At 30.6% G+C, this 18,863-nt stretch carries 19 protein-coding genes; 11 read left to right on the top strand and 8 right to left on the bottom strand.

Features of this window, described 5'->3' with window-relative positions; translation table 11 throughout:
- Positions 1 to 2: 2 nt before the first annotated feature.
- Positions 3 to 1,196 carry an FAD-dependent oxidoreductase gene (locus JJ844_04105; protein MBO6974859.1) on the bottom strand — a complete coding sequence of 398 codons (1,194 nt, stop codon included), beginning with the start codon at positions 1,194 to 1,196 and terminating at the stop codon, positions 3 to 5.
- A 95-nt stretch (positions 1,197 to 1,291) separates the two neighbouring features.
- Here JJ844_04105 and JJ844_04100 point away from each other — a divergent pair, with 95 nt between their 5' ends.
- Both JJ844_04100 and JJ844_04095 read left to right on the top strand, forming a co-directional pair.
- A complete protein-coding gene (locus tag JJ844_04100; protein MBO6974858.1) occupies positions 1,292 to 2,014 on the top strand; it encodes a phosphoadenylyl-sulfate reductase in 723 nt (240 codons plus the stop codon).
- Positions 2,015 to 2,029: 15 nt separating this feature from the next.
- The gene (locus tag JJ844_04095; GenBank protein MBO6974857.1) at positions 2,030 to 2,722 is read left to right on the top strand and encodes a type III pantothenate kinase; all 693 of its coding nucleotides are present in this window, start codon (positions 2,030 to 2,032) and stop codon (positions 2,720 to 2,722) included.
- Here the strand turns inward: JJ844_04095 and bcp are convergent.
- Positions 2,714 to 3,181, bottom strand: a complete 468-nt coding sequence (bcp, locus tag JJ844_04090; protein ID MBO6974856.1) for a thioredoxin-dependent thiol peroxidase — start codon at positions 3,179 to 3,181, stop codon at positions 2,714 to 2,716. The genes JJ844_04095 and bcp overlap by 9 nt on opposite strands.
- Between bcp and JJ844_04085 the strand changes: the two genes are divergently transcribed.
- Positions 3,181 to 3,837 (top strand): 4-phosphopantetheinyl transferase, encoded by a 657-nt coding sequence (locus JJ844_04085; GenBank protein ID MBO6974855.1) that lies wholly within the window; start codon positions 3,181 to 3,183, stop codon positions 3,835 to 3,837. The genes bcp and JJ844_04085 overlap by 1 nt on opposite strands.
- Here JJ844_04085 and JJ844_04080 read toward each other — a convergent pair.
- The 5 genes from JJ844_04080 to JJ844_04060 form a co-directional block, all read right to left on the bottom strand.
- Entirely contained in the window at positions 3,834 to 5,123 is a 1,290-nt protein-coding gene (locus JJ844_04080) for an AAA family ATPase (protein ID MBO6974854.1), read from the bottom strand. The two genes, JJ844_04085 and JJ844_04080, sit on opposite strands and share 4 nt — an antisense overlap.
- Positions 5,124 to 5,156: 33 nt before the next feature.
- On the bottom strand, positions 5,157 to 6,794 hold the full coding sequence (locus tag JJ844_04075; GenBank protein ID MBO6974853.1) for an alpha-D-glucose phosphate-specific phosphoglucomutase: 1,638 nt from the start codon (positions 6,792 to 6,794) through the stop codon (positions 5,157 to 5,159).
- A 32-nt stretch (positions 6,795 to 6,826) separates the two neighbouring features.
- A complete protein-coding gene (locus JJ844_04070) occupies positions 6,827 to 6,997 on the bottom strand; it encodes a hypothetical protein (GenBank protein MBO6974852.1) in 171 nt (56 codons plus the stop codon).
- A 12-nt stretch (positions 6,998 to 7,009) separates the two neighbouring features.
- Entirely contained in the window at positions 7,010 to 8,110 is a 1,101-nt protein-coding gene (locus tag JJ844_04065) for a DUF4912 domain-containing protein (GenBank protein ID MBO6974851.1), read from the bottom strand.
- A gap of 269 nt (positions 8,111 to 8,379) precedes the next feature.
- The gene (locus JJ844_04060; protein ID MBO6974850.1) at positions 8,380 to 8,733 is read right to left on the bottom strand and encodes a hypothetical protein; all 354 of its coding nucleotides are present in this window, start codon (positions 8,731 to 8,733) and stop codon (positions 8,380 to 8,382) included.
- Positions 8,734 to 8,829: 96 nt separating this feature from the next.
- On the opposite strand from JJ844_04060, the gene sufB reads away from it, so the two are divergent.
- The 4 genes from sufB to JJ844_04040 are packed head-to-tail and all read left to right on the top strand — an operon-like array spanning position 8,830 to position 13,554.
- Positions 8,830 to 10,272: a Fe-S cluster assembly protein SufB gene (gene sufB, locus JJ844_04055; GenBank protein ID MBO6974849.1), complete on the top strand. Its 1,443-nt coding sequence runs from the start codon at positions 8,830 to 8,832 to the stop codon at positions 10,270 to 10,272.
- 21 nt (positions 10,273 to 10,293) lie between these two features.
- On the top strand, positions 10,294 to 11,079 hold the full coding sequence (gene sufC / locus JJ844_04050) for a Fe-S cluster assembly ATPase SufC (GenBank protein ID MBO6974848.1): 786 nt from the start codon (positions 10,294 to 10,296) through the stop codon (positions 11,077 to 11,079).
- A gap of 4 nt (positions 11,080 to 11,083) precedes the next feature.
- Positions 11,084 to 12,301 carry a SufD family Fe-S cluster assembly protein gene (locus JJ844_04045; GenBank protein MBO6974847.1) on the top strand — a complete coding sequence of 406 codons (1,218 nt, stop codon included), beginning with the start codon at positions 11,084 to 11,086 and terminating at the stop codon, positions 12,299 to 12,301.
- Positions 12,301 to 13,554, top strand: coding sequence for a SufS family cysteine desulfurase (locus JJ844_04040; GenBank protein MBO6974846.1), 1,254 nt, complete (start codon positions 12,301 to 12,303; stop codon positions 13,552 to 13,554). Before JJ844_04045 ends, JJ844_04040 begins: the two co-directional genes overlap by 1 nt.
- Here JJ844_04040 and JJ844_04035 read toward each other — a convergent pair.
- Positions 13,551 to 15,476 carry a S9 family peptidase gene (locus JJ844_04035; protein ID MBO6974845.1) on the bottom strand — a complete coding sequence of 642 codons (1,926 nt, stop codon included), beginning with the start codon at positions 15,474 to 15,476 and terminating at the stop codon, positions 13,551 to 13,553. The genes JJ844_04040 and JJ844_04035 overlap by 4 nt on opposite strands.
- 76 nt (positions 15,477 to 15,552) lie before the next feature.
- Between JJ844_04035 and def the strand changes: the two genes are divergently transcribed.
- The 4 genes from def to JJ844_04015 are packed head-to-tail and all read left to right on the top strand — an operon-like array spanning position 15,553 to position 18,855.
- Positions 15,553 to 16,158, top strand: a complete 606-nt coding sequence (gene def / locus JJ844_04030; GenBank protein MBO6974844.1) for a peptide deformylase — start codon at positions 15,553 to 15,555, stop codon at positions 16,156 to 16,158.
- Positions 16,159 to 16,162: 4 nt separating this feature from the next.
- On the top strand, positions 16,163 to 16,504 hold the full coding sequence (locus tag JJ844_04025) for a histidine triad nucleotide-binding protein (protein ID MBO6974843.1): 342 nt from the start codon (positions 16,163 to 16,165) through the stop codon (positions 16,502 to 16,504).
- A 47-nt stretch (positions 16,505 to 16,551) separates the two neighbouring features.
- A complete protein-coding gene (locus JJ844_04020; protein MBO6974842.1) occupies positions 16,552 to 16,830 on the top strand; it encodes a hypothetical protein in 279 nt (92 codons plus the stop codon).
- Between the two features lie 42 nt (positions 16,831 to 16,872).
- Positions 16,873 to 18,855, top strand: a complete 1,983-nt coding sequence (locus JJ844_04015; GenBank protein ID MBO6974841.1) for an ABC transporter ATP-binding protein/permease — start codon at positions 16,873 to 16,875, stop codon at positions 18,853 to 18,855.
- The last annotated feature ends 8 nt before the right edge of the window (positions 18,856 to 18,863 follow it).

Raw genomic sequence — 18,863 nt, 5'->3', positions numbered from 1 at the left:
GTTTACTTGAAATTATCTTTTTTCAGAAACTTTTTAAAAATTGATTTTTTTTGGAATATCCATGAAGATGCAGATTTTAAGCTTTCAGTAATATCAGGCAACTTGGAAGCATATATAAGTCTTCTCGCCTCAAAAGCCAATTTCCCAGATAAAGTAACCCCAAGGCCAGAAATTGAAGCTTCTCCTATTCCTAAACTAATCATTTCACCATTATCTTTAAATTCAAAGGGTAACGGATCCTTTCCTTGAATTAAAAGTTCTAAATTATTAGCTAGATAATTTCCTTCCTGCATAGCGACCTGAGCAGTTATAGGTAAATCCTCCATTCCTTCAATGACTGAAACATCGCCAATAGCAAAACAGTTTTCATAGTTTTCTATTTGCAGATTGTTATTTACTAAAATTCGTCCAAATTTTTTTGTTATTTGATCAGTTGCTAAGTAAGACAAATTAGGTTTAACGCCTGCAGTCCATATAACAATGTCTTTTTCCAAAGAAGTTATTCCAACCTCACTAGAAATACTAATCTTAGTTTCTGAGACTTCTTTAACTGTGGAATTCAAAAGAACGTTGATTTTTCTTTTTTCTAATGCCTTCTCTGCTTGTTCTCTATTAAAAATTTTGTTTTTATTGAGGATTTCGTTTGATTTTTCTATTACATTAATTTCAAATTGGTCTGTAAATAAATCTTTAATTTTACATGCCAACTCGATACCAGAGGGACCACCTCCAACTATGAATAACTTTTTATACAACGCAGTATCTTGTGATTTTTTTAAAAAAGAATTTAATTTATTTAGATCGTGAACGTCATTAAAAAAATAACAATTTTTATCTACACCTTTTATAAAAAAACTATTTGGAACAGAGCCTGTACAGATAACAAGGTAATGATAACTTAATTTTAAATCGTCACTAAATTCAAGAATATTTTCTGTAAAGGAAATCTTGGTTAAAGAATTTCTTAAAAAAGTTATGCCCGCATCAGAAAAAATATTTGCAAATTTTGGGGTGGCTTCCCAACTTCTTATTTCTTTACTTAAAACTTCGTACATTAAAGGTTTAAATATAAAGTTTGTTTCAGAATCAACCACAAGAATTGGTAAAGAAGGATTAAGATTCTTTAAATTCAAAGCAAATGTCATACCTGCAAAACCTGCTCCAACTATTACTATTGGTTTTTGTATTGATTTCATTAGAGAAATATTGATATGCGTAAATGTATTATTAAACTATACGAATAAATTTTAAATTGAGCGAAATAAAATTAAACTCATAACCAAATTGAATAATGATTGAAAAAATCCAAAAAGATATTCAAACCAACTTGAGGAAATATAATCAAGAGTTAGTAGATATAAAGCCTCAAGAAATGCTTACATGGGGTTATAAAAAGTTTGATAATCAATTTGCTATTACAACAAGTTTTGGTATACAGTCATCAGTCCTTTTAAATATGGTCAGAAAATTACGTCTACAAAAAAAAATCAAAATTTTTTGGATAGATACAGGTTACCTTCCTCCAGAAACATATCATTATGCTGAAAAACTTATTAATAGTTTATCCTTAGAAGTTGAAGTTCTTCAAAGTGAATTATCTCCAGCAAGAATGGAGGCCAAATATGGAAAACTTTGGGAAACAAATAAAGAGAGTGATTTAGATAAGTATCATGAATTGAGAAAGATAAAACCTTTAGAAAATGGTCTAGAAAAATATAATATTTTCTGCTGGGCAAGCGGTGTTAGATCAAGTCAAACACAAAATAGAAAAAAAATGAAATTCTTAGACGTAATTCGTCAAAGACTCTCTTTAAGACCTTTATTAAGTTGGACAAATAAAGATATTTTTTATTATATGGAAGAGAATAATTTACCTGCACATCCACTTTTTATCAAAGGTTATTCTTCTGTAGGAGATTGGCATTCAAGCAGTCCCGATGGTATTAAGACAAAGGGCAGAGATACAAGATTTGGAGGGATTAAACAAGAATGTGGAATACACACTAATAATTGAATTGATCATAGAACAATGGTCTCAGATATAAATTTTTTATTAGTAGGGAATAGTAGGCTTCATTGGGCAAAATATTCTAAAAATCAATCTAAATTCTTCCATACCAAAAAAGAGCAAAAAGTTCCCGAAAATATAGATCTTGATCAATTAATTTGGGCTTCTGTAGGAAAAATACCAAATTTTTTGCTGAAAAAAGAAAATGAATTAAAAACTAAAGATATTAAGTTATCAAATCTTCCTGATTATTTTGGAGTTGATAGAGCTCTTGCCTGTATTGCCGCTTTAAAAATTATTGAAAACCCTTTCAAAAAAGATTTGCTAATTGCAGATTTTGGAACAATATTATCAATAACAAAATTAAATTCAAATGGATCTATTATTGGAGGTCAACTTCTTCCAGGTTTTCTAACACAATTAAAATCAATGGAACAAAATACAAACAATCTTAAAGTTCCCAAAAAATATAATATTCCAATCAAAGATTTTTTAATTGATACAGAAGAAGCAATTTTAAAAGGAGTAATTAACTCTCTTACAAGCGTGATTAATAGTTTATTTAATCCCGCAAAAGATATTTTAATAATCTGTGGAGGAGACTCTCAATTACTCGCAAAATCTCTAAAGACTCAAAAAGACACTATTATTGCTCCTAATTTAGTTATGGAGGGAATGATTATTCACCACCTGTCCGTAAAAAAATCAGCTTAAACCAAGGTCTGCAATTATATGATCAGCCATTATTGCTGCTTTTACCTTTAAGTAAATTTTTTCGATGTTACCATCAGTATCGATCAAAAAAGTATTTCTCATCATTCCCATATATTCTTTTCCCATGAATTTCTTCAGTCCATAACTATCGTAATCAGAAGAAACTTTAAAAGGTTCAGGATCAGTTAAAAGAATAAAAGGTAAATTAAATTTTTCTATAAACTTCTGATGAGAGGATGCGTTATCTTTACTAATACCAAGCACAACAATATTATTTTTTTTGAGTAAATCCCAATTCTCTTTAAAATTACATGCTTCTTTAGTACATCCTGGAGTATTATCTTTTGGATAAAAATATAGTATTATTCTCTTACCTTTAAAATCACTAAGAGAAACTTCTTTCTCAAAAGAATCTTTTAATTTAAATTCTGGTGCTTTGTCGCCAACCTTAAGAGCCATTGAAATTATTAAATGAGTATGAATATAAAATACCAAAAATTTGGTTTTATGAGGTTAAAGGTGTGCAAGATGTCGCAACGGTAGAAGAAATTAAAACCGCAAAAAAACTAACAAGTTCAAGATCAAAGATTTTTTTAGAAACAAGAGCTTATTTACGACAATCACTTTCAACACTTTTTGATTTAGACCCTCTAGAAATTCCAATTAATGCTCATCCTGGAGAACCTCCAAGTTTACCCTCTGGCATGGGAAATATCAGTTTAAGCCATTGTAAAGATGCCATTACTATAGTGTGGCATAAAAGCAAAATAGGGATTGATATTGAGAGAACTGATAGAGATTTTAACCATATAAAATTTGCAGAAAAGTATTTTTTTCATACCAATAAATCAAACCATAATTATTATTTGACAAAAAATATGATATTAAATCAATGGTGTGCTGTTGAAGCGGCTATAAAATGGGATCATGGAAGATTAGCTAAAGACATTAAACATTGGCAATTTTTTGAAAAGCCAAAACAGTTAATTCATAAGAAGAAAAACATACATTTAAATTATTCAAAGATTAACTTCCATAATTGGACTATTGCTTTAGCCTACGAAGAAAAAACTTCTTTTAATCATGAGATAATTTGTTGTTCGAAAAAATTTTAGTTTTCTTTTCTTCTAAGAAGTTCTTCATATTGAGTTTTTTCCCATCCATTATTATTTGGTTCCCATATTTTTAAACCTCTTAAAGATTTGGGAAGATATTCTTGTGCGACCCAGTTACCTGGATAATTATGAGGATTAACATAACTATTAGAATTATTTTTTAAATGAAGTGGAACGTCAAAAGCATTGGTAGATTTGATTGTTTCAATTGCTTTAAAAATAGTTTTCGTACTATTACTTTTTAGAGATATAGCTAAATATAAAGAAGCCTGCGTTAAAAAATATAATCCTTCTGGAAAACCAACCCTATTAAAAGCATCACAACAGGATTGTACAACTACTATGGCATTAGGGTCAGCTATTCCAACATCTTCACTGGCAGATATAAGAAGTCTTCTAAAAATAAAATTAGGATCTTCACCAGCCTCAATCATATTCGCAAGCCAGAATAAAGTTGCATCTGGATCAGAACCTCTTATGGACTTAATAAAGGCACTTATTACATCGTAATGATTTTGACCATTTTTATCGTAAACAATATTTTTCTTTTGAATTGCATCCTCTGCTATTGAGAGATTAATGTTGATTTCTTTTGCATCATTTTCAGCAGTTGTTTCTATGGCCATCTCTAGGGCATTGATTAATGTTCTTGCATCACCGCCAGAAAATTTAACTAAATGACTTATAGCATCTTGAGTTAAATGAACTTTTTTTGAATCTTTTTTTTTAGAATAATGAGTTATAACTTTTTGTATTATTTTCTGCAAATCATTTTCTGACAAAGGAAGTAATGTAAAAATACGAGACCTACTAACAAGCGCTTTATTAACAGCAAAGAATGGGTTTTCAGTTGTAGCACCAATAAAAGTTATAGTTCCATTTTCTATTGAAGGTAATAAAGCATCTTGCTGAACTGCTGTAAATCTATGAACCTCATCGATAAATAAAATTGTTTTTCTTTTTGAATTTATTAATCGATCTTTTGCATTAGCGATTTCATTTCTTAATTCTTTAACACTTGATAATACTGCATTTAACTTAATTAATTTTGAACGCGTATTAAAGGAAATAATTTCAATTAGAGTAGTTTTTCCAACACCAGGAGGGCCAGAAAAAATAAAATTACTAATCTTATCGTTTAATATTGCACTTCTCAAAAGCGAATTCTCATTGAGGATTGGTTGTTGACCAAAAAAATCTTCCAAATTCTTTGGTCTTAATTTATCTGCCAAAGGTGCATTATTTTCTATTTGAGAATAATTAGTAAATAAATTTTCTGAATGCATATAAATAAAATCAAAAAATCATTACTTTTAATTCTATGTAATTACTGTAGGAGTTTCCATTTGAGTAAGTTTTGAAATGTTTAATAAAGCATCTAAATCATCTATTAGAGGTTTCAAAGCGATCTGAGGATTTAACGAAAGGTTCTGTTGAGGATCGAAAAATTTCTCAAAGTAAAGTCTTAATGTTGCACCCTTAGTTCCAGTTCCAGAAAGGCGCACAATTACTCGAGAATTATCATCAAGGACCAATCTTAAACCTTGATTTTCACTTATGGAATTATCAACTGGATCTAAATATGAAAAGTTATCTGCAACTGTAACTGAATGACCAGCAAAACTATTTCCTTTTAAATTTTCGAGCATAGAAGTTAGATTACCAAAGATTTGATTAGCAATATTTGAGGGGATTGCCTCATAATCATGTCTTGAATAATAATTCCTACCAAATTGTTTCCAATGATTCTGCATCAATTCACTTACCGAACATTTTTTCTCAGCTAAAACTTGTAACCAATATAAAACTGCCCATAGTCCATCTTTCTCTCTCACATGATTACTACCTGTTCCGAAACTTTCTTCTCCACATAAAGTAATTAAATTAGAATCTAAAAGATTTCCAAAAAACTTCCAGCCAGTAGGTGTCTCGAAACAAGGTATATTTAATGCTCGAGCAACATTATCAACTGCTGAGCTGGTTGGCATGGATCGTGCCACACCTGTAATACCATCTTTATAACCAGGGACACATTTTGTGTTAGCAGTGATAACTGCGAGGCTATCACTAGGATTTACAAAACATCCACTTCCTAAAATCATATTCCTATCTCCATCTCCATCGCATGCAGCACCAAAACTATAAGATTTTTTATTTAGTAACAAATCAGCCAAGTGGGATGCGTAAGTAAGATTAGGATCAGGATGTAAACCTCCAAAATCTTTTAACGGGTTACCATTCATAACACAATCATGAGCAAGTCCCATTTTTTTAACAAAAATATTTTTTGCATATGGGCCTGTAACCGCATTCATTGCATCAAAGATTATAGAGAAATCTTTTTTTAAAAAATCACTAATTTGATCAAAATCAAAAATTTTCTCCATCAAATTAGAATAATCTTTTAATCCATCAATAATTTCTAAGGTAGTTTCACCGTAAGCATAAGTTCCATATTCACTAAAATCAGGTAATTGAATTTTACAAATTTTATAACTAGTTAGTAATTGAGAAGCCTTGAAAATCTTATTCGTAATCATCTCAGGAGCTGGGCCTCCATTAGAGATATTCAATTTCACGCCAAAGTCGCCATCAATCCCACCAGGATTATGGCTTGCAGAAAGAATAATTCCACCAATAGCATTTTCTTTTCTAATTAAATGCGATGTCGCAGGAGTAGATAATAAACCGTATTTTGGAACAATAATCTTTTGCACTTTATGAGCAATACTTATTTGAACAATTTTTTCTATTGCTTCAACATTCCCATATCTGCCATCACCACCAACTACTAATGTTGAACCTTTTAAATCTTCGAATGATTGTAAGATTGCTTCAATAAAAATTTCTAAATAATGTTCTTCCTGAAACTTTAAAGTACTTTTTCTTAAACCAGAAGTTCCTGGTTTTTGATCTAGAAAAGGAAAATTGATATTAATTACATTAACTTGAGACATATTTTTAAGAAACTTACAAAAATCTAACTAAATTAATGAGGCATTTCGGAGGTTCTTAACATAGCGATAAACCATAATGAAGAAATTAATAATGCACTAAGAATTCCATAGTTAACTCCAAGTTTAGAAATTGTGATTGGAACTATTAGTGGAAAGGTTAATGCCCCAAACAATGGAGTAAAAGCTACAATTTTTTTCAGCATTAATTTAATTTATTAAAACCATTCAGTCTCAGCATTGTCTTTTTCATTAGTATCGTCAAGTGGTGTAGTTCTATCAAATTTCATTGATATACTTTTTTCTTGCTCACCAGATACATCAACAGCCTTTATATCATATTTTTGAGTCCCATCTCTAAATGGAACTTGAATTCTAAAAGTACCATCTGCAGCAAGGGGTACATCTTCTCCACCTATTGTCAGTTTTGCAGAAGGCTCTGTAGCTCCATAAACAATTAATTCAGCATCAGCAACGAGCCAAAAAGATCTATTTTTAACAATTCCGCTTCCAGAATCATTTAAACCTGATGACCATTTACCGGATCCTGAGTCTGTAAGATTATCATTAAGGTTAGTTGAATTTACGTTTTCCATAAATTCTTCAGAACCGACTTTTCTTCTTAGAGGAATGTTAGTTGCTGCTTGGTATAACCTTTCATGCATACCATTTTGTTCTGAAACGACAGGATTTGAAATATCAGGGATTGACTCAGATGTAGAATCCAAATTAAAAGGTACAAATTTATCAAGAATTTGTTCAGAGGGATGAGAGCCAGGAACATGGCTTATAGAAGAAAATGCCAATGACATCCAGTTAAAACCATATTTATAACCTAATTCAACTTTGTAGTCTCTATCTGCAAGTGGGATTGGCAAATACCACTCAGTACTATAACTATCAACTGCTATCTCCCTTAGTGTTCCTTGATTAAAGTTGCTTCCTTCAGATCCAGATGCATCAAATAACCTTAAGCATAATTTGTTAGCTCCCAAAGATTGTGCTTTTTCTCTATCTACATCAGAAATTTGCCAAAAAACATAAGCCCAATCTGGATCTCGGGGTAGGAATACTACATTTGTTTTAATTTCTTTACTACTATTTAAGGTGTTGGACTCAAAATTTTCTTCAAATTCTGGTTCTGATAAACTTATTTTTGTTTTCTTAGAAGATTTTTCCTGATATTTAAGTATTAAGTCAACTAAAACAGCCTTTGTTTTACGGCTGTAAAGCGGTACTGATAATTTACTTGCTTCTTGACGTAATTGTCTGAGGGTAAGTGAGAGTAATTGATCTTTATTCATGATCCCTTCAGGCACTTTAAAATCTCCGTTTTTGTTTGGGATCAGTATGTTCTTTTTTTTTGTAAATTGTGTGTCTTTTTTGCCTGTCGTCAGGATCCTCTGACTACTCAAAAATTCTCGAAATAATTATTTATCGTCAAAACAATTGGTATCAATGACTTTAATTAATTTTCATGTTTTTTTTAAATGTAAATTAATTTTCTTTTTTTTTAAATTTTATTACCTGAATTTGTTAACGACTCAACAAAATTATATTTTTTCTTCGGGATCAATTTGAAGGTGATCTAGGATTCCTCAATTAGAAGTACTAGATCATCTATCTCCATATCCTCAATATCTTTACCTATTTGTTTTGAAAAAGTAATTAATTTTTTTGAAGTTGATTCTAATTTTTCATACAAAAGATCACTAAATTTTTTATCATTAAATTTCTTAGATTGATTATCACACCATTCCCTTAGAGGATTTTTATTTTGATATTCAAAACTATCATCTACATTGATAATTTTTAAAATCTGGAGGCAATGAGCGAGTATTCTTACATGGTGTTTCTGCATTATAGGTAGATCAAGATTATCTATTTCCTTAATTGTTTGAATGTTTAAAGGGTTTGCCAAGGGATCAAGATGATTAGACATTAATTTTTAGTTTTAATAAAGGAAAAAAACTCAATATTGGGGGTATATTTCGTTAAAGTATATAAAGCTAATTGTAATAGGTTATTTTTGGATAACATGGTCAACGAAAATTTAGTTAAAGATGTAGTAAAAGAGCCTTACAAATATGGTTTCGTTACGGATATTGAAACTGAAAAAATAGCAAAGGGACTTAATGAAGAAATCATAAAATTAATTTCACAGAAAAAAGAAGAGCCAAAATATCTCCTTGATTTTAGATTAAAAGCCTTTAAAAAATGGCAAAAGATGGATGAACCTGATTGGGCAGGATTGGGATACAAACAAATCGATTATCAAGATATTATTTATTATTCTGCTCCCAAACAAAAAGAGAAAATTTCTAGTTTAGATGAAGTTGATCCCAAACTTCTTGAGACTTTCGACAAATTGGGAATACCTCTTACTGAGCAGAAAAAACTCACAAATGTAGCGGTAGATGCAGTCTTTGATAGTGTTTCTATAGCTACAACATTTAGAGAGGAACTGGCTGAACATGGGGTTATATTTTGCTCAATCAGTGAAGCAGTAAAAAATCACTCTGATTTAATTGAGAAATATTTAGGTACAGTAGTGCCAGCTAGTGATAATTATTTTGCAGCACTAAATTCTGCTGTTTTTAGTGATGGTTCTTTTGTTTATATCCCAAAGGGTGTTAAATGTCCTATGGATCTATCTTCCTACTTCAGAATCAATAGTGGAGATTCTGGACAATTCGAAAGAACACTAATAATTGCCGAAGAATCTAGTTCTGTAAGTTATCTAGAAGGCTGTACAGCGCCAATGTTTGATACAAATACCTTACATGCGGCAGTTGTGGAACTAATAGCCCTGGACGATGCCTCAATAAAATATTCAACAGTGCAAAATTGGTATGCTGGTAATGAAGAAGGTGTTGGCGGAATTTTTAATTTTGTCACCAAGAGAGGAAAATGTTTAGGTAAGAGAAGTAAAATTAGTTGGTCTCAAGTTGAAACAGGGTCTGCAATCACATGGAAATATCCTAGCTGTCTCCTTTTAGGGGAAGAATCTGTAGGGGAATTTTATTCAGTAGCACTCACCAATAATCTTCAGCAAGCAGATACCGGCACAAAAATGATCCATATTGGCCCCAAAACCAAATCAACTATTGTTAGCAAAGGTATTAGTGCAGGTAACTCAATCAATAGCTATAGAGGCCTTGTCAAAATGGGAACAAAAGCTGCAGGATCAAGAAATTACAGTCAATGTGATTCAATGTTAATAGGGGATCAAGCTTCTGCAAATACATTCCCTTATATCAAATCTCAACAACCCAATTCTGAAATTGAGCATGAAGCAAGCACATGTAGAATCTCTGAAGATCAACTTTTTTATCTCCAAAGCAGAGGTATAGAATTTGAGGAAGCTGTTTCTATGATGGTTAGTGGTTTTTGCAGAGATGTATTTAATCAATTACCTTTGGAATTTGCTGCTGAAGCAGATAAGTTACTGGCACTTAAACTTGAGGGATCAGTAGGTTAATTAATCAATTTCTAAACTGATATGCAAACAAAAATGAAAGAATCAGATCCAATATTAGAAGTTGAAAATCTCTTTGCATCTACTGATAATCTTCCAATTTTGAAAGGGGTTTCACTAACTGTTTATCCTGGAGAAATACATGCAATTATGGGAAGAAATGGATGTGGTAAAAGTACTCTTTCGAAAATCATTGCAGGACATCCCTCGTATAATATTACAAATGGAGACATAAAATTTTCAGGTGAGAATATCAACTCTTTAGAACCTGAAGAAAGATCTCAATCAGGAATTTTCCTTGGTTTCCAATATCCAATAGAAATTCCAGGCGTTAGTAATCTCGAGTTTCTTAGAGTTTCTACGAATGCTAGAAGAAAATTCCTAAACAAGGAAGAATTGGATACTTTTGATTTTGAGGAATTAGTTAAAGAAAAGTTAGAACTTGTGAAAATGGATCATGCATTCCTATCAAGGAGTGTAAATCAAGGATTTTCTGGTGGCGAAAAGAAAAGAAATGAAATCCTGCAAATGGCTTTACTTGAGCCCAAAATAGCAATATTAGATGAGACCGATTCTGGACTAGATATTGATGCTCTTAGAATAGTCGCATCAGGAATTAAAAAAATATCTAATGCACAGACTGGAATTATATTAATTACTCACTACCAACGATTGCTTGATGAAATTGAACCAACTTATGTCCACGTTATGGCTGACGGACAAATCATAAAAACTGGTGGGAGTGATCTTGCTTTAGAGCTAGAAAAAAAAGGTTATGAATGGACTGATAACTTTGTAAAAGAGACTTAAATAAATGGAAATTATTGAAAAAATAAAAACTAGTAAATTAACTAACGTTCAAACAGAAATACAAAAAATCTGTCTTCACAAATTACAATCGAGTCCCCTCCCTAATCCCAAAAGTGAATTATGGAGACTTTCTAATAAATCAAAATTTTCAAGTTTTTTAGACTATTCATTTAATGAAAAAAATTCAAAATTTGATATACCTTACCCAGAAAATTCTCAGAGTAGTATTCGGTTAATAATTGGTGAGAATTGCCAAATTAAATTAATAAAAGAAAATTATTCAATACAGCAATTAAGTGAGGATGAATTAAATCAATATATCAAAAAACAGATAGCTTCTTTTGATCAAAACGAAAATTGGAGTGACCTACTAAATCTGTCTTTAAGTTCTAAAAAGAATTTATTGGGATTAAAAATAAATGGTTCAAAAATCCCTCCTATTGAAATTTTTAGTCATGCATTAAGTAATTCTTTAAACGCAAAAACCCTAGTAATATTTTTGGAAAAGAATTGCGATATAGAATTATTACAGGTAAATCTTGGAAAAGAAAACTCTTCATTATCTCAGTCAACTTTTTTTTTATTAGAAGAAAATAGTTCCGTAAATCATGGTATTGTTTCTTACGGTGAACAAAGATCAAATTTACTAAATTCTCTCAATGTAATTCAACAAGAAAATAGCGAATACAACTTAGGTTCCTTACATTTCAAATTCAATTATGCAAGATTTGAAATTAGTATTAAACAATCTGTAGGAAACGCTAAAACTAATATCAAAGGTATGCAAATAACCAAAAAAGATGAACAAATTTCCACTTATACAAAAATAGACTTTAATGGCCCAAATGGATTTCTAGATCAAATCAACAAATCACTTGCTGACGATAAATCACATGCAATATTTGAAGGTTCAATTATAGTACCGAAAATTGCCCAGAGAACTGATGCTTCCCAATTAAGTAGAAATTTACTTTTATCAAATCTCGCACAAATAGATACGAAACCTCAATTAGAAATAATTGCTGATGATGTCAAATGTAAACATGGAGCTACAATTTCGCAACTTAATGAAGAAGAACTTTTTTATATGCGAACAAGAGGGATCACATTACCAGAAGCAAATAAACTACAATTAAGTTCTTACTTTCAAGAAATAATTTCATTTATTCCCGTTTCAAAAGATAGATGGGATTTGCTTGATAAACTTTTAAACGAGATTTAATGGAAACGATTCAAAATATTCCTGAAATAACTAAGAAAGACTTTCCTCTTTTAAACAAGAACTTCAAAAGTAATGAACAAATCATTTATTTAGATCATGCTGCAACCACTCAAAAACCAATACAAGTCTTAGAAAAAATTGATCAATATTATAGAAACTTTAATGCCAATGTACATAGAGGAGCACATCAATTAAGTGCTAAAGCAACAGAAGAATTTGAAAATGCAAGATATTTAATTAGCAAATATATAAAAGCGAATTCAGCAAAAGAAATTATTTTCACAAGAAATGCTACTGAAGCAATTAATCTAGCAGCTAGATCATGGGGAGAATATTCATTAAGAGAAAACGATGAAATTCTCTTATCAATAATGGAGCATCATAGCAATATTGTTCCATGGCAAATGATTGCAGCAAAAAACAAATGCAAATTAAAATTTATAGGTATAGATAAAGATGGAAAATTAGATATAGACGATTTTAAATCAAAACTAACATCTAGAACAAAGCTTGTTAGCCTGGTACATGTTAGTAATACTCTTGGTTGCTGTAATCCAATCAAAGAGATAACTACACTAGCTAAACAAAAAGGATCTTTAGTATTAATAGACGCTTGTCAAAGTTTAGCGCATCAAAAAATGGATGTAAGTGATCTTGATATAGATTTTTTAGCCGGATCAGGACATAAACTTTGCGGTCCTACAGGCATTGGCTTCCTCTGGTCAAGAAAAGAAATCCTAGAAAAAATTCCTCCTCTATTTGGAGGTGGAGAAATGATTCAAGATGTTTTTGAAGAGAGAAGTACTTGGGCAGAGCTACCACATAAATTTGAAGCTGGAACTCCAGCAATTGCAGAAGCAATAGGTCTAGCAGAAGCTATTAATTATATAAATAGTATTGGATTAAATGAAATTCATGAATATGAAAAGACTATTACTAAATATTTATTTGAGAAATTAAATCATATAGAAAATATTGAAATTATAGGTCCATCGCCAGAGATAGATCCAGAAAGAGCATCACTTGCCACCTTTTATATAAAAAATATACATTCAAACGATATTGCTGAAATTCTTGATTCAAAAGGAATTTGCATCCGAAGTGGGCATCATTGCTGTCAACCTCTTCACAGATATATTGGAATTAAATCAACGGCTAGAATTAGCATGAATTTCACAACAAATAAGGAAGAAATTGATATATTTATAGAAAAATTAAAAGATACTATTGATTTTCTAAAAATCAATTCTTAAATATTTAAAGCATTTTTTAAAAATTGCTGAGATTTTTGTATTACTACTTTTTTATTTTCAATGTTTTTAAACCCATGCCCTTCATTTTCAAAAAATATAACTTCTGAATATTTATTGTTCTGAATCAAAATTTCTTGAATTTTTAAAGTTTGTTTATAAGAAATAACTGTATCTTTTTTTCCATGAAACAATAAGATGGGTTTTTTTATTTCGTTAATGTGACTTATTGGCGATCTATTTATATATTCATCTTGATTTTTTTCATAATTTCCTATCAAAGAATTTAAATAATCTTTTTCAAACCTATGCGTGTTATAGTGCATATCTTTCAAATCAATAACAGGATATTTACAAATTGCTGCTGTAAAAATAGAACCATATAATAAACAATTCAGGGCAGTTAACCCACCAGCACTATTCCCAAAAATTACTACTTTTTCACTATCAACTTGATTTAATTTAATCAATTCAAGAGCTAGTGCTTTGCAATCATAAGAATCAACAATACCCCATTTATAATTCAACCTCTCTCTATATGCTTTGCCAAATCCTGATGATCCTCCATAATTGACTTCTGCAATAAAAAATCCCTTTGAGGTCCAATATTGAACTTCAGAATTATATGATCCATCAAAACATGAAGTTGGTCCGCTATGTGCTCTAACAAGGAGCGGTGGCTTTCTAAAATTTTCAACAAGCGGTCTATACAGAAAACAATGAGTTAATTTATCTTCAAAACCTTTAAACCAAAATGTTTCAGGTTTAGAAGAATCTTGCATATGATCAATATATTTGTGCTCAGAAAAATTTGATAAAACTTTTTTTGCAAAATCAATTTCAAATACAATTCCCAAAAAATCAGATCCATAACCCTTTAAAACAACTTTTTTCCGAAAAACACTGAAATCACTAATTGAGGTAAAAGGAGTAGAAAATTCTTTAACAAATTCAAGATCTTTATATTGTTCCACTATTAAACTATTTTCTTTTTTTGCTACACAAAATAAATTTTTTTTATTCCCTGAAAAAAATGTTATTCCAGTGACCCATTGTGGTGCTCCATATTCAATCAAATTTCTCTCTACTCTTTTCTTAATAAAAATATTATCAATTTCACTAACATCTAAAAATAATAAGTTCCACCATCCAGAACTATCTTCAGAACATACCAAATGTGTTTCATTTAGCCAATAGGGTTGGAAAAAAGAAACGTTTTTTTTGGAATTTATCAGCTTATTTGAGAATTTTTTTATTTTTTGTATCTCACCATCTTGATCTATTTGAGCAAAAAACAGCTCATTTTTCTCCCAAGGCATATATGGAGAATCCCACTCTATCCAGGAAAGTAAGTTAGCAGATCTGTTAGAAGATAATTCTCCAGCAAAATTTTTAAATTTTTTTATTAGATGAATATCTTGTTTAGTTTTTTTTAAATTTAATGAAAATAAATAATCTATATTATTTATTTCGCAAATTCCATACAATAAATTTTTTTCAGAAATGACAAATGAAGAATCAAAATTTCCATAAATTGATTTAGATAGTTGATTAGGTTCTTGAACTGAAACGAGATATTTATTTTGGCTTCTATCAGTTGACGCTGCCTTTTTAAAAATTTGAAACCATACTGCATTGGTAATCTGATCTATCCATATCAAATAAAAATTATTTTTAAAGTTTACACATTTATAAGATTTACCACCATATCCATGAAAATTATTTTTAATAATATATTTTTTACTTGTTAATTGCTGGGGAATAGCTTCTTTGACATTAAATGGTCTTGCAAAAATGGCATTTTCATTTTGACCTTCACCAACAACATCAATCCAAAAAATTGTATCCCTAATAATAGTTAATTCCTTGAAAGCATTTTTTTTAGATTCAATTTGCTTAACTTTTAACTTATCAACATTACTCATTTAAAAAAATATAAAGAAAGTAAATTAAAGTGCTAGTATTTTTATAGCTAAACTCTTATCTAAAAACTTTTTTAACGTGGCAAACCATTTTTCACAACTTGCAAAAAAGTCAAGAACTAATGGAAGCCTAGAAAAAATTGCAAAAGAACAAACAGGTCAGCCATCTCTAGATATATATAAACTTGGTGATGATGTATTAAGACAAAATTCCAAAAGAATAACTAAGGTTGACGAATCGATTAGAAAACTTGCTAGAGAAATGCTTCAAAGCATGTACGCAGCTAAAGGAATCGGACTTGCAGCACCTCAAATTGGTATCAACAAAGAGCTTCTTGTCATAGATGTAAATTTTGAAGATTCAGCAGCAGAACCTCTAATATTAATCAATCCAGAAATTACAGACTTTGGAACAACCCTTAATTCATACGAAGAAGGCTGCCTAAGTATACCTGGCGTATATTTGAATGTAGTGAGACCATCAACTATAAAATTAAAATTTAGAGATGAAATGGGGCGACCACGTAAAATGAGAGCAGATGGACTTCTGGCGAGGTGTATTCAACACGAAATGGACCACTTAAACGGAATATTATTTGTTGATAGAGTTACATCAAAAGATGATTTGAACAAAGAACTTATAAAGGAAGGATTCAACGAAAAAGACGTAATTTCTATTAATTAATCTAATGACTGAAACTACAATATTTCAAAAAATCATTAATGAAGAAATACCCTGCGATAAGCTTTATGAAGATGATTTTTGTATTGCATTTAATGATATCCAAGCGCAAGCACCAGTACATTTTTTAGTAATTCCAAAAAAGCCAATTATTAGTTTATTAGATTGTATTGAAGAAGATGCAAATTTATTAGGGCATTTACTTTTTGTTGGTAGCAAAGTAGCTAAATCAAGAAATTTAACTAATTGGAGAACAGTAATTAATACTGGAGCAGAATCGGGACAAACAGTTTTTCATTTACATATTCATTTTTTATCTGGAAGAAAAATGAATTGGCCCCCAGGTTAAAACTCTCGAAAGAAATATTAATGGGTTATAAATAAATAAAAAACAAAATGAATACTCCAGAGTCCTTAAATACAGAATCTAAAAATTTATTCAATTTAATTTCAAAAAATTGGGAAGAGCTAGATGATTCGCTTAAAACTAAGTTAATAAAAATTTGGAACGTTTTAACTTATAAATGGCAATTACAAATTTTATTTAATTTACCTTTTCTACTATGGTGGGCATTAGATAAATCTTTTCCAAAAGTTCATGAATTTGATGCAACAATCTTGAATTACTTAAATTTACCTGACTGGGCACTTTCATTTATTGGCTTTGGTCAATAGACTGCTAAAAGTTATAATTTATTTCATAACACTAGTAGAGTAATGAATAAAGCAGTTAATAATAAATCCAAAATTCTGTACCAATTACAAAAATTAAGGAAGTTATCTCAGCCATTTTTTCTTCCCATAGATCAATGTAATGGATTCCAATTCATATGGCTTTTAATTTCTCTTTTATTTTGTGTTGGTGGAGTAGTACTTGTAGGTCTTACAGGAATAATCAGTTTTTTTGAAAGCTTTCAACCAATTTTTCTTGAAAAGTATTTCGGAGGTGTAGTAAGTACTGTCAATTCAATTTGGGCTGGAAGCTGGGGATTGCTTTTCTCTGCTTTATTTCTAATTGGATCAGGTAGCTTTTTTAGCTTAAGACGTCAATTAAAAAACCGTAGATGGTTACATTGGTTATTCCTCGCGATAATTGTATTAATGCTTTTAGCTGTAAACGGAATAAATGCAGGTATTGGTTTCATCGCAAGAGATTTAACGAATGCTTTGGTAGAAAAACAAGAAGATGGATTTTATCGGATATTGGGGATTTACGCTTGTTGTTTCGCTGTAGCTCTACCAATACGTGTTTCCCAAATATTTTTTACATATAAGTTAGGAATAATCTGGAGAGAATGGCTTTCTAAAAGTTTAGTCAAAGATTATATGACAAATAAAGCTTATTACCAGTTAAATCCCAATGATGAAGAACAAACTGATGTAGATAATCCCGATCAAAGAATCACGGATGATACCCGAGCTTTTACCGGGCAAAGTCTCTCTTTCACATTAGGTATTTTTGATGCACTACTTACATTTTCACTTAATATTCTTATTTTATGGAGTATAAGTACAACACTTACTTTTTCTTTATTTGGTTACGCCGCATTTGCAACTTCTATCCTCTTAATTGCTGGAAAAAATCTTGTAAAGATTGACTTTGATCAACTCAGATATGAAGCAGATTTTCGATATGGCTTAGTACATATTCGAGATAATGCTGAATCAATAGCCTTTTACTCTGGGGAGAATCCTGAGCGAAGTGAAACTGAAAGACGCTTAGGAGAAGTGGTTAGAAACTTTAATTTACTGATTATTTGGAGAGTAATAATAGACGTCATGAGAAGATCCATTAATTATGCTGGAAATTTCTTTCCATATTTAATAATGGCAATCCCTTACTTTAAAGGTGATATTGATTATGGACGCTTTATTCAGGCAAGCTTTGCATTTGGAATGGTTGAAGGTTCGTTATTTTTCATTGTTAATCAAATCGAAGAACTTGCAAAATTTACAGCTGGTATTGGCAGATTAGAAGGATTCCAATCAAAAGTTGAATCCATTAGTCAAACCAACCCAAAAAGCAATCAAAACGTTATTTCAGATTACCCATCAATTCTTATTAATAATGCTGACCTTTGCCCTCCAGGATCAAATAAAACAATAATTAAAAATTTAAATTTGAGCATCGACAATAATCAATCACTTTTGGTAGTGGGACCATCTGGGTGCGGAAAAACATCTTTACTAAGAATGATTAGTGGTTTATGGGAACCCGATCAAGGAGTAATTAAAAAACCAAAAATTGGGGAATTATTATTCATACCTCAAAAACCATATATGCTACTTGGTTCTTTAAGAGAACAATTATGTTATCCCACAGAAGTCAAGAAATTTAGTGATGAACATCTTACTTCTGTACTTCATGAAGTAAATTTAAAAACCTTAGTTGATCGTTATCCTAATCTTGATATCAAACAAGATTGGCCACGAATTCTTTCCTTAGGCGAGCAACAAAGATTGGCTTTCGCAAGACTCTTACTAAATTCTCCAAGATTTGCAGTACTTGATGAAGCAACAAGTGCTTTAGATATTAACACTGAAAAAAAACTATATGGTTTACTTAAGGAAAGAGAACTTTCTCTTATTAGTGTTGGACATAGACCTAGCTTGAAAGATTTTCACGAGAATATTTTAGAATTAAATGGACAGGGAGACTGGAAATTATTGACGTCTGATAAGTATAATTTTAAGGATTAACAAAAAAA

Source organism: Prochlorococcus marinus CUG1435 (genome assembly GCA_017644375.1).
Lineage (GTDB): Bacteria > Cyanobacteriota > Cyanobacteriia > PCC-6307 > Cyanobiaceae > Prochlorococcus_A > Prochlorococcus_A marinus_AH.
Note: the sequence above shows the minus strand (reverse complement) of the source record. Positions and strands in the feature narration are given on the sequence as shown.

What these genes read in the sequence shown, in the direction of transcription:
- JJ844_04105 (MBO6974859.1), bottom strand. Translation starts at nt 1,196, where the DNA reads ATGAAATCAATACAAAAACCAATAGTAATAGTTGGAGCAGGTTTTGCA.
- JJ844_04100 (MBO6974858.1), top strand. Translation starts at nt 1,292, where the DNA reads ATGATTGAAAAAATCCAAAAAGATATTCAAACCAACTTGAGGAAATAT.
- JJ844_04095 (MBO6974857.1), top strand. Translation starts at nt 2,030, where the DNA reads ATGGTCTCAGATATAAATTTTTTATTAGTAGGGAATAGTAGGCTTCAT.
- bcp (MBO6974856.1), bottom strand. Translation starts at nt 3,181, where the DNA reads ATGGCTCTTAAGGTTGGCGACAAAGCACCAGAATTTAAATTAAAAGAT.
- JJ844_04080 (MBO6974854.1), bottom strand. Translation starts at nt 5,123, where the DNA reads ATGCATTCAGAAAATTTATTTACTAATTATTCTCAAATAGAAAATAAT.
- JJ844_04075 (MBO6974853.1), bottom strand. Translation starts at nt 6,794, where the DNA reads ATGTCTCAAGTTAATGTAATTAATATCAATTTTCCTTTTCTAGATCAA.
- JJ844_04070 (MBO6974852.1), bottom strand. Translation starts at nt 6,997, where the DNA reads ATGCTGAAAAAAATTGTAGCTTTTACTCCATTGTTTGGGGCATTAACC.
- JJ844_04060 (MBO6974850.1), bottom strand. Translation starts at nt 8,733, where the DNA reads ATGTCTAATCATCTTGATCCCTTGGCAAACCCTTTAAACATTCAAACA.
- sufB (MBO6974849.1), top strand. Translation starts at nt 8,830, where the DNA reads ATGGTCAACGAAAATTTAGTTAAAGATGTAGTAAAAGAGCCTTACAAA.
- sufC (MBO6974848.1), top strand. Translation starts at nt 10,294, where the DNA reads ATGCAAACAAAAATGAAAGAATCAGATCCAATATTAGAAGTTGAAAAT.
- JJ844_04045 (MBO6974847.1), top strand. Translation starts at nt 11,084, where the DNA reads ATGGAAATTATTGAAAAAATAAAAACTAGTAAATTAACTAACGTTCAA.
- JJ844_04040 (MBO6974846.1), top strand. Translation starts at nt 12,301, where the DNA reads ATGGAAACGATTCAAAATATTCCTGAAATAACTAAGAAAGACTTTCCT.
- JJ844_04035 (MBO6974845.1), bottom strand. Translation starts at nt 15,476, where the DNA reads ATGAGTAATGTTGATAAGTTAAAAGTTAAGCAAATTGAATCTAAAAAA.
- JJ844_04025 (MBO6974843.1), top strand. Translation starts at nt 16,163, where the DNA reads ATGACTGAAACTACAATATTTCAAAAAATCATTAATGAAGAAATACCC.
- JJ844_04020 (MBO6974842.1), top strand. Translation starts at nt 16,552, where the DNA reads ATGAATACTCCAGAGTCCTTAAATACAGAATCTAAAAATTTATTCAAT.
- JJ844_04015 (MBO6974841.1), top strand. Translation starts at nt 16,873, where the DNA reads ATGAATAAAGCAGTTAATAATAAATCCAAAATTCTGTACCAATTACAA.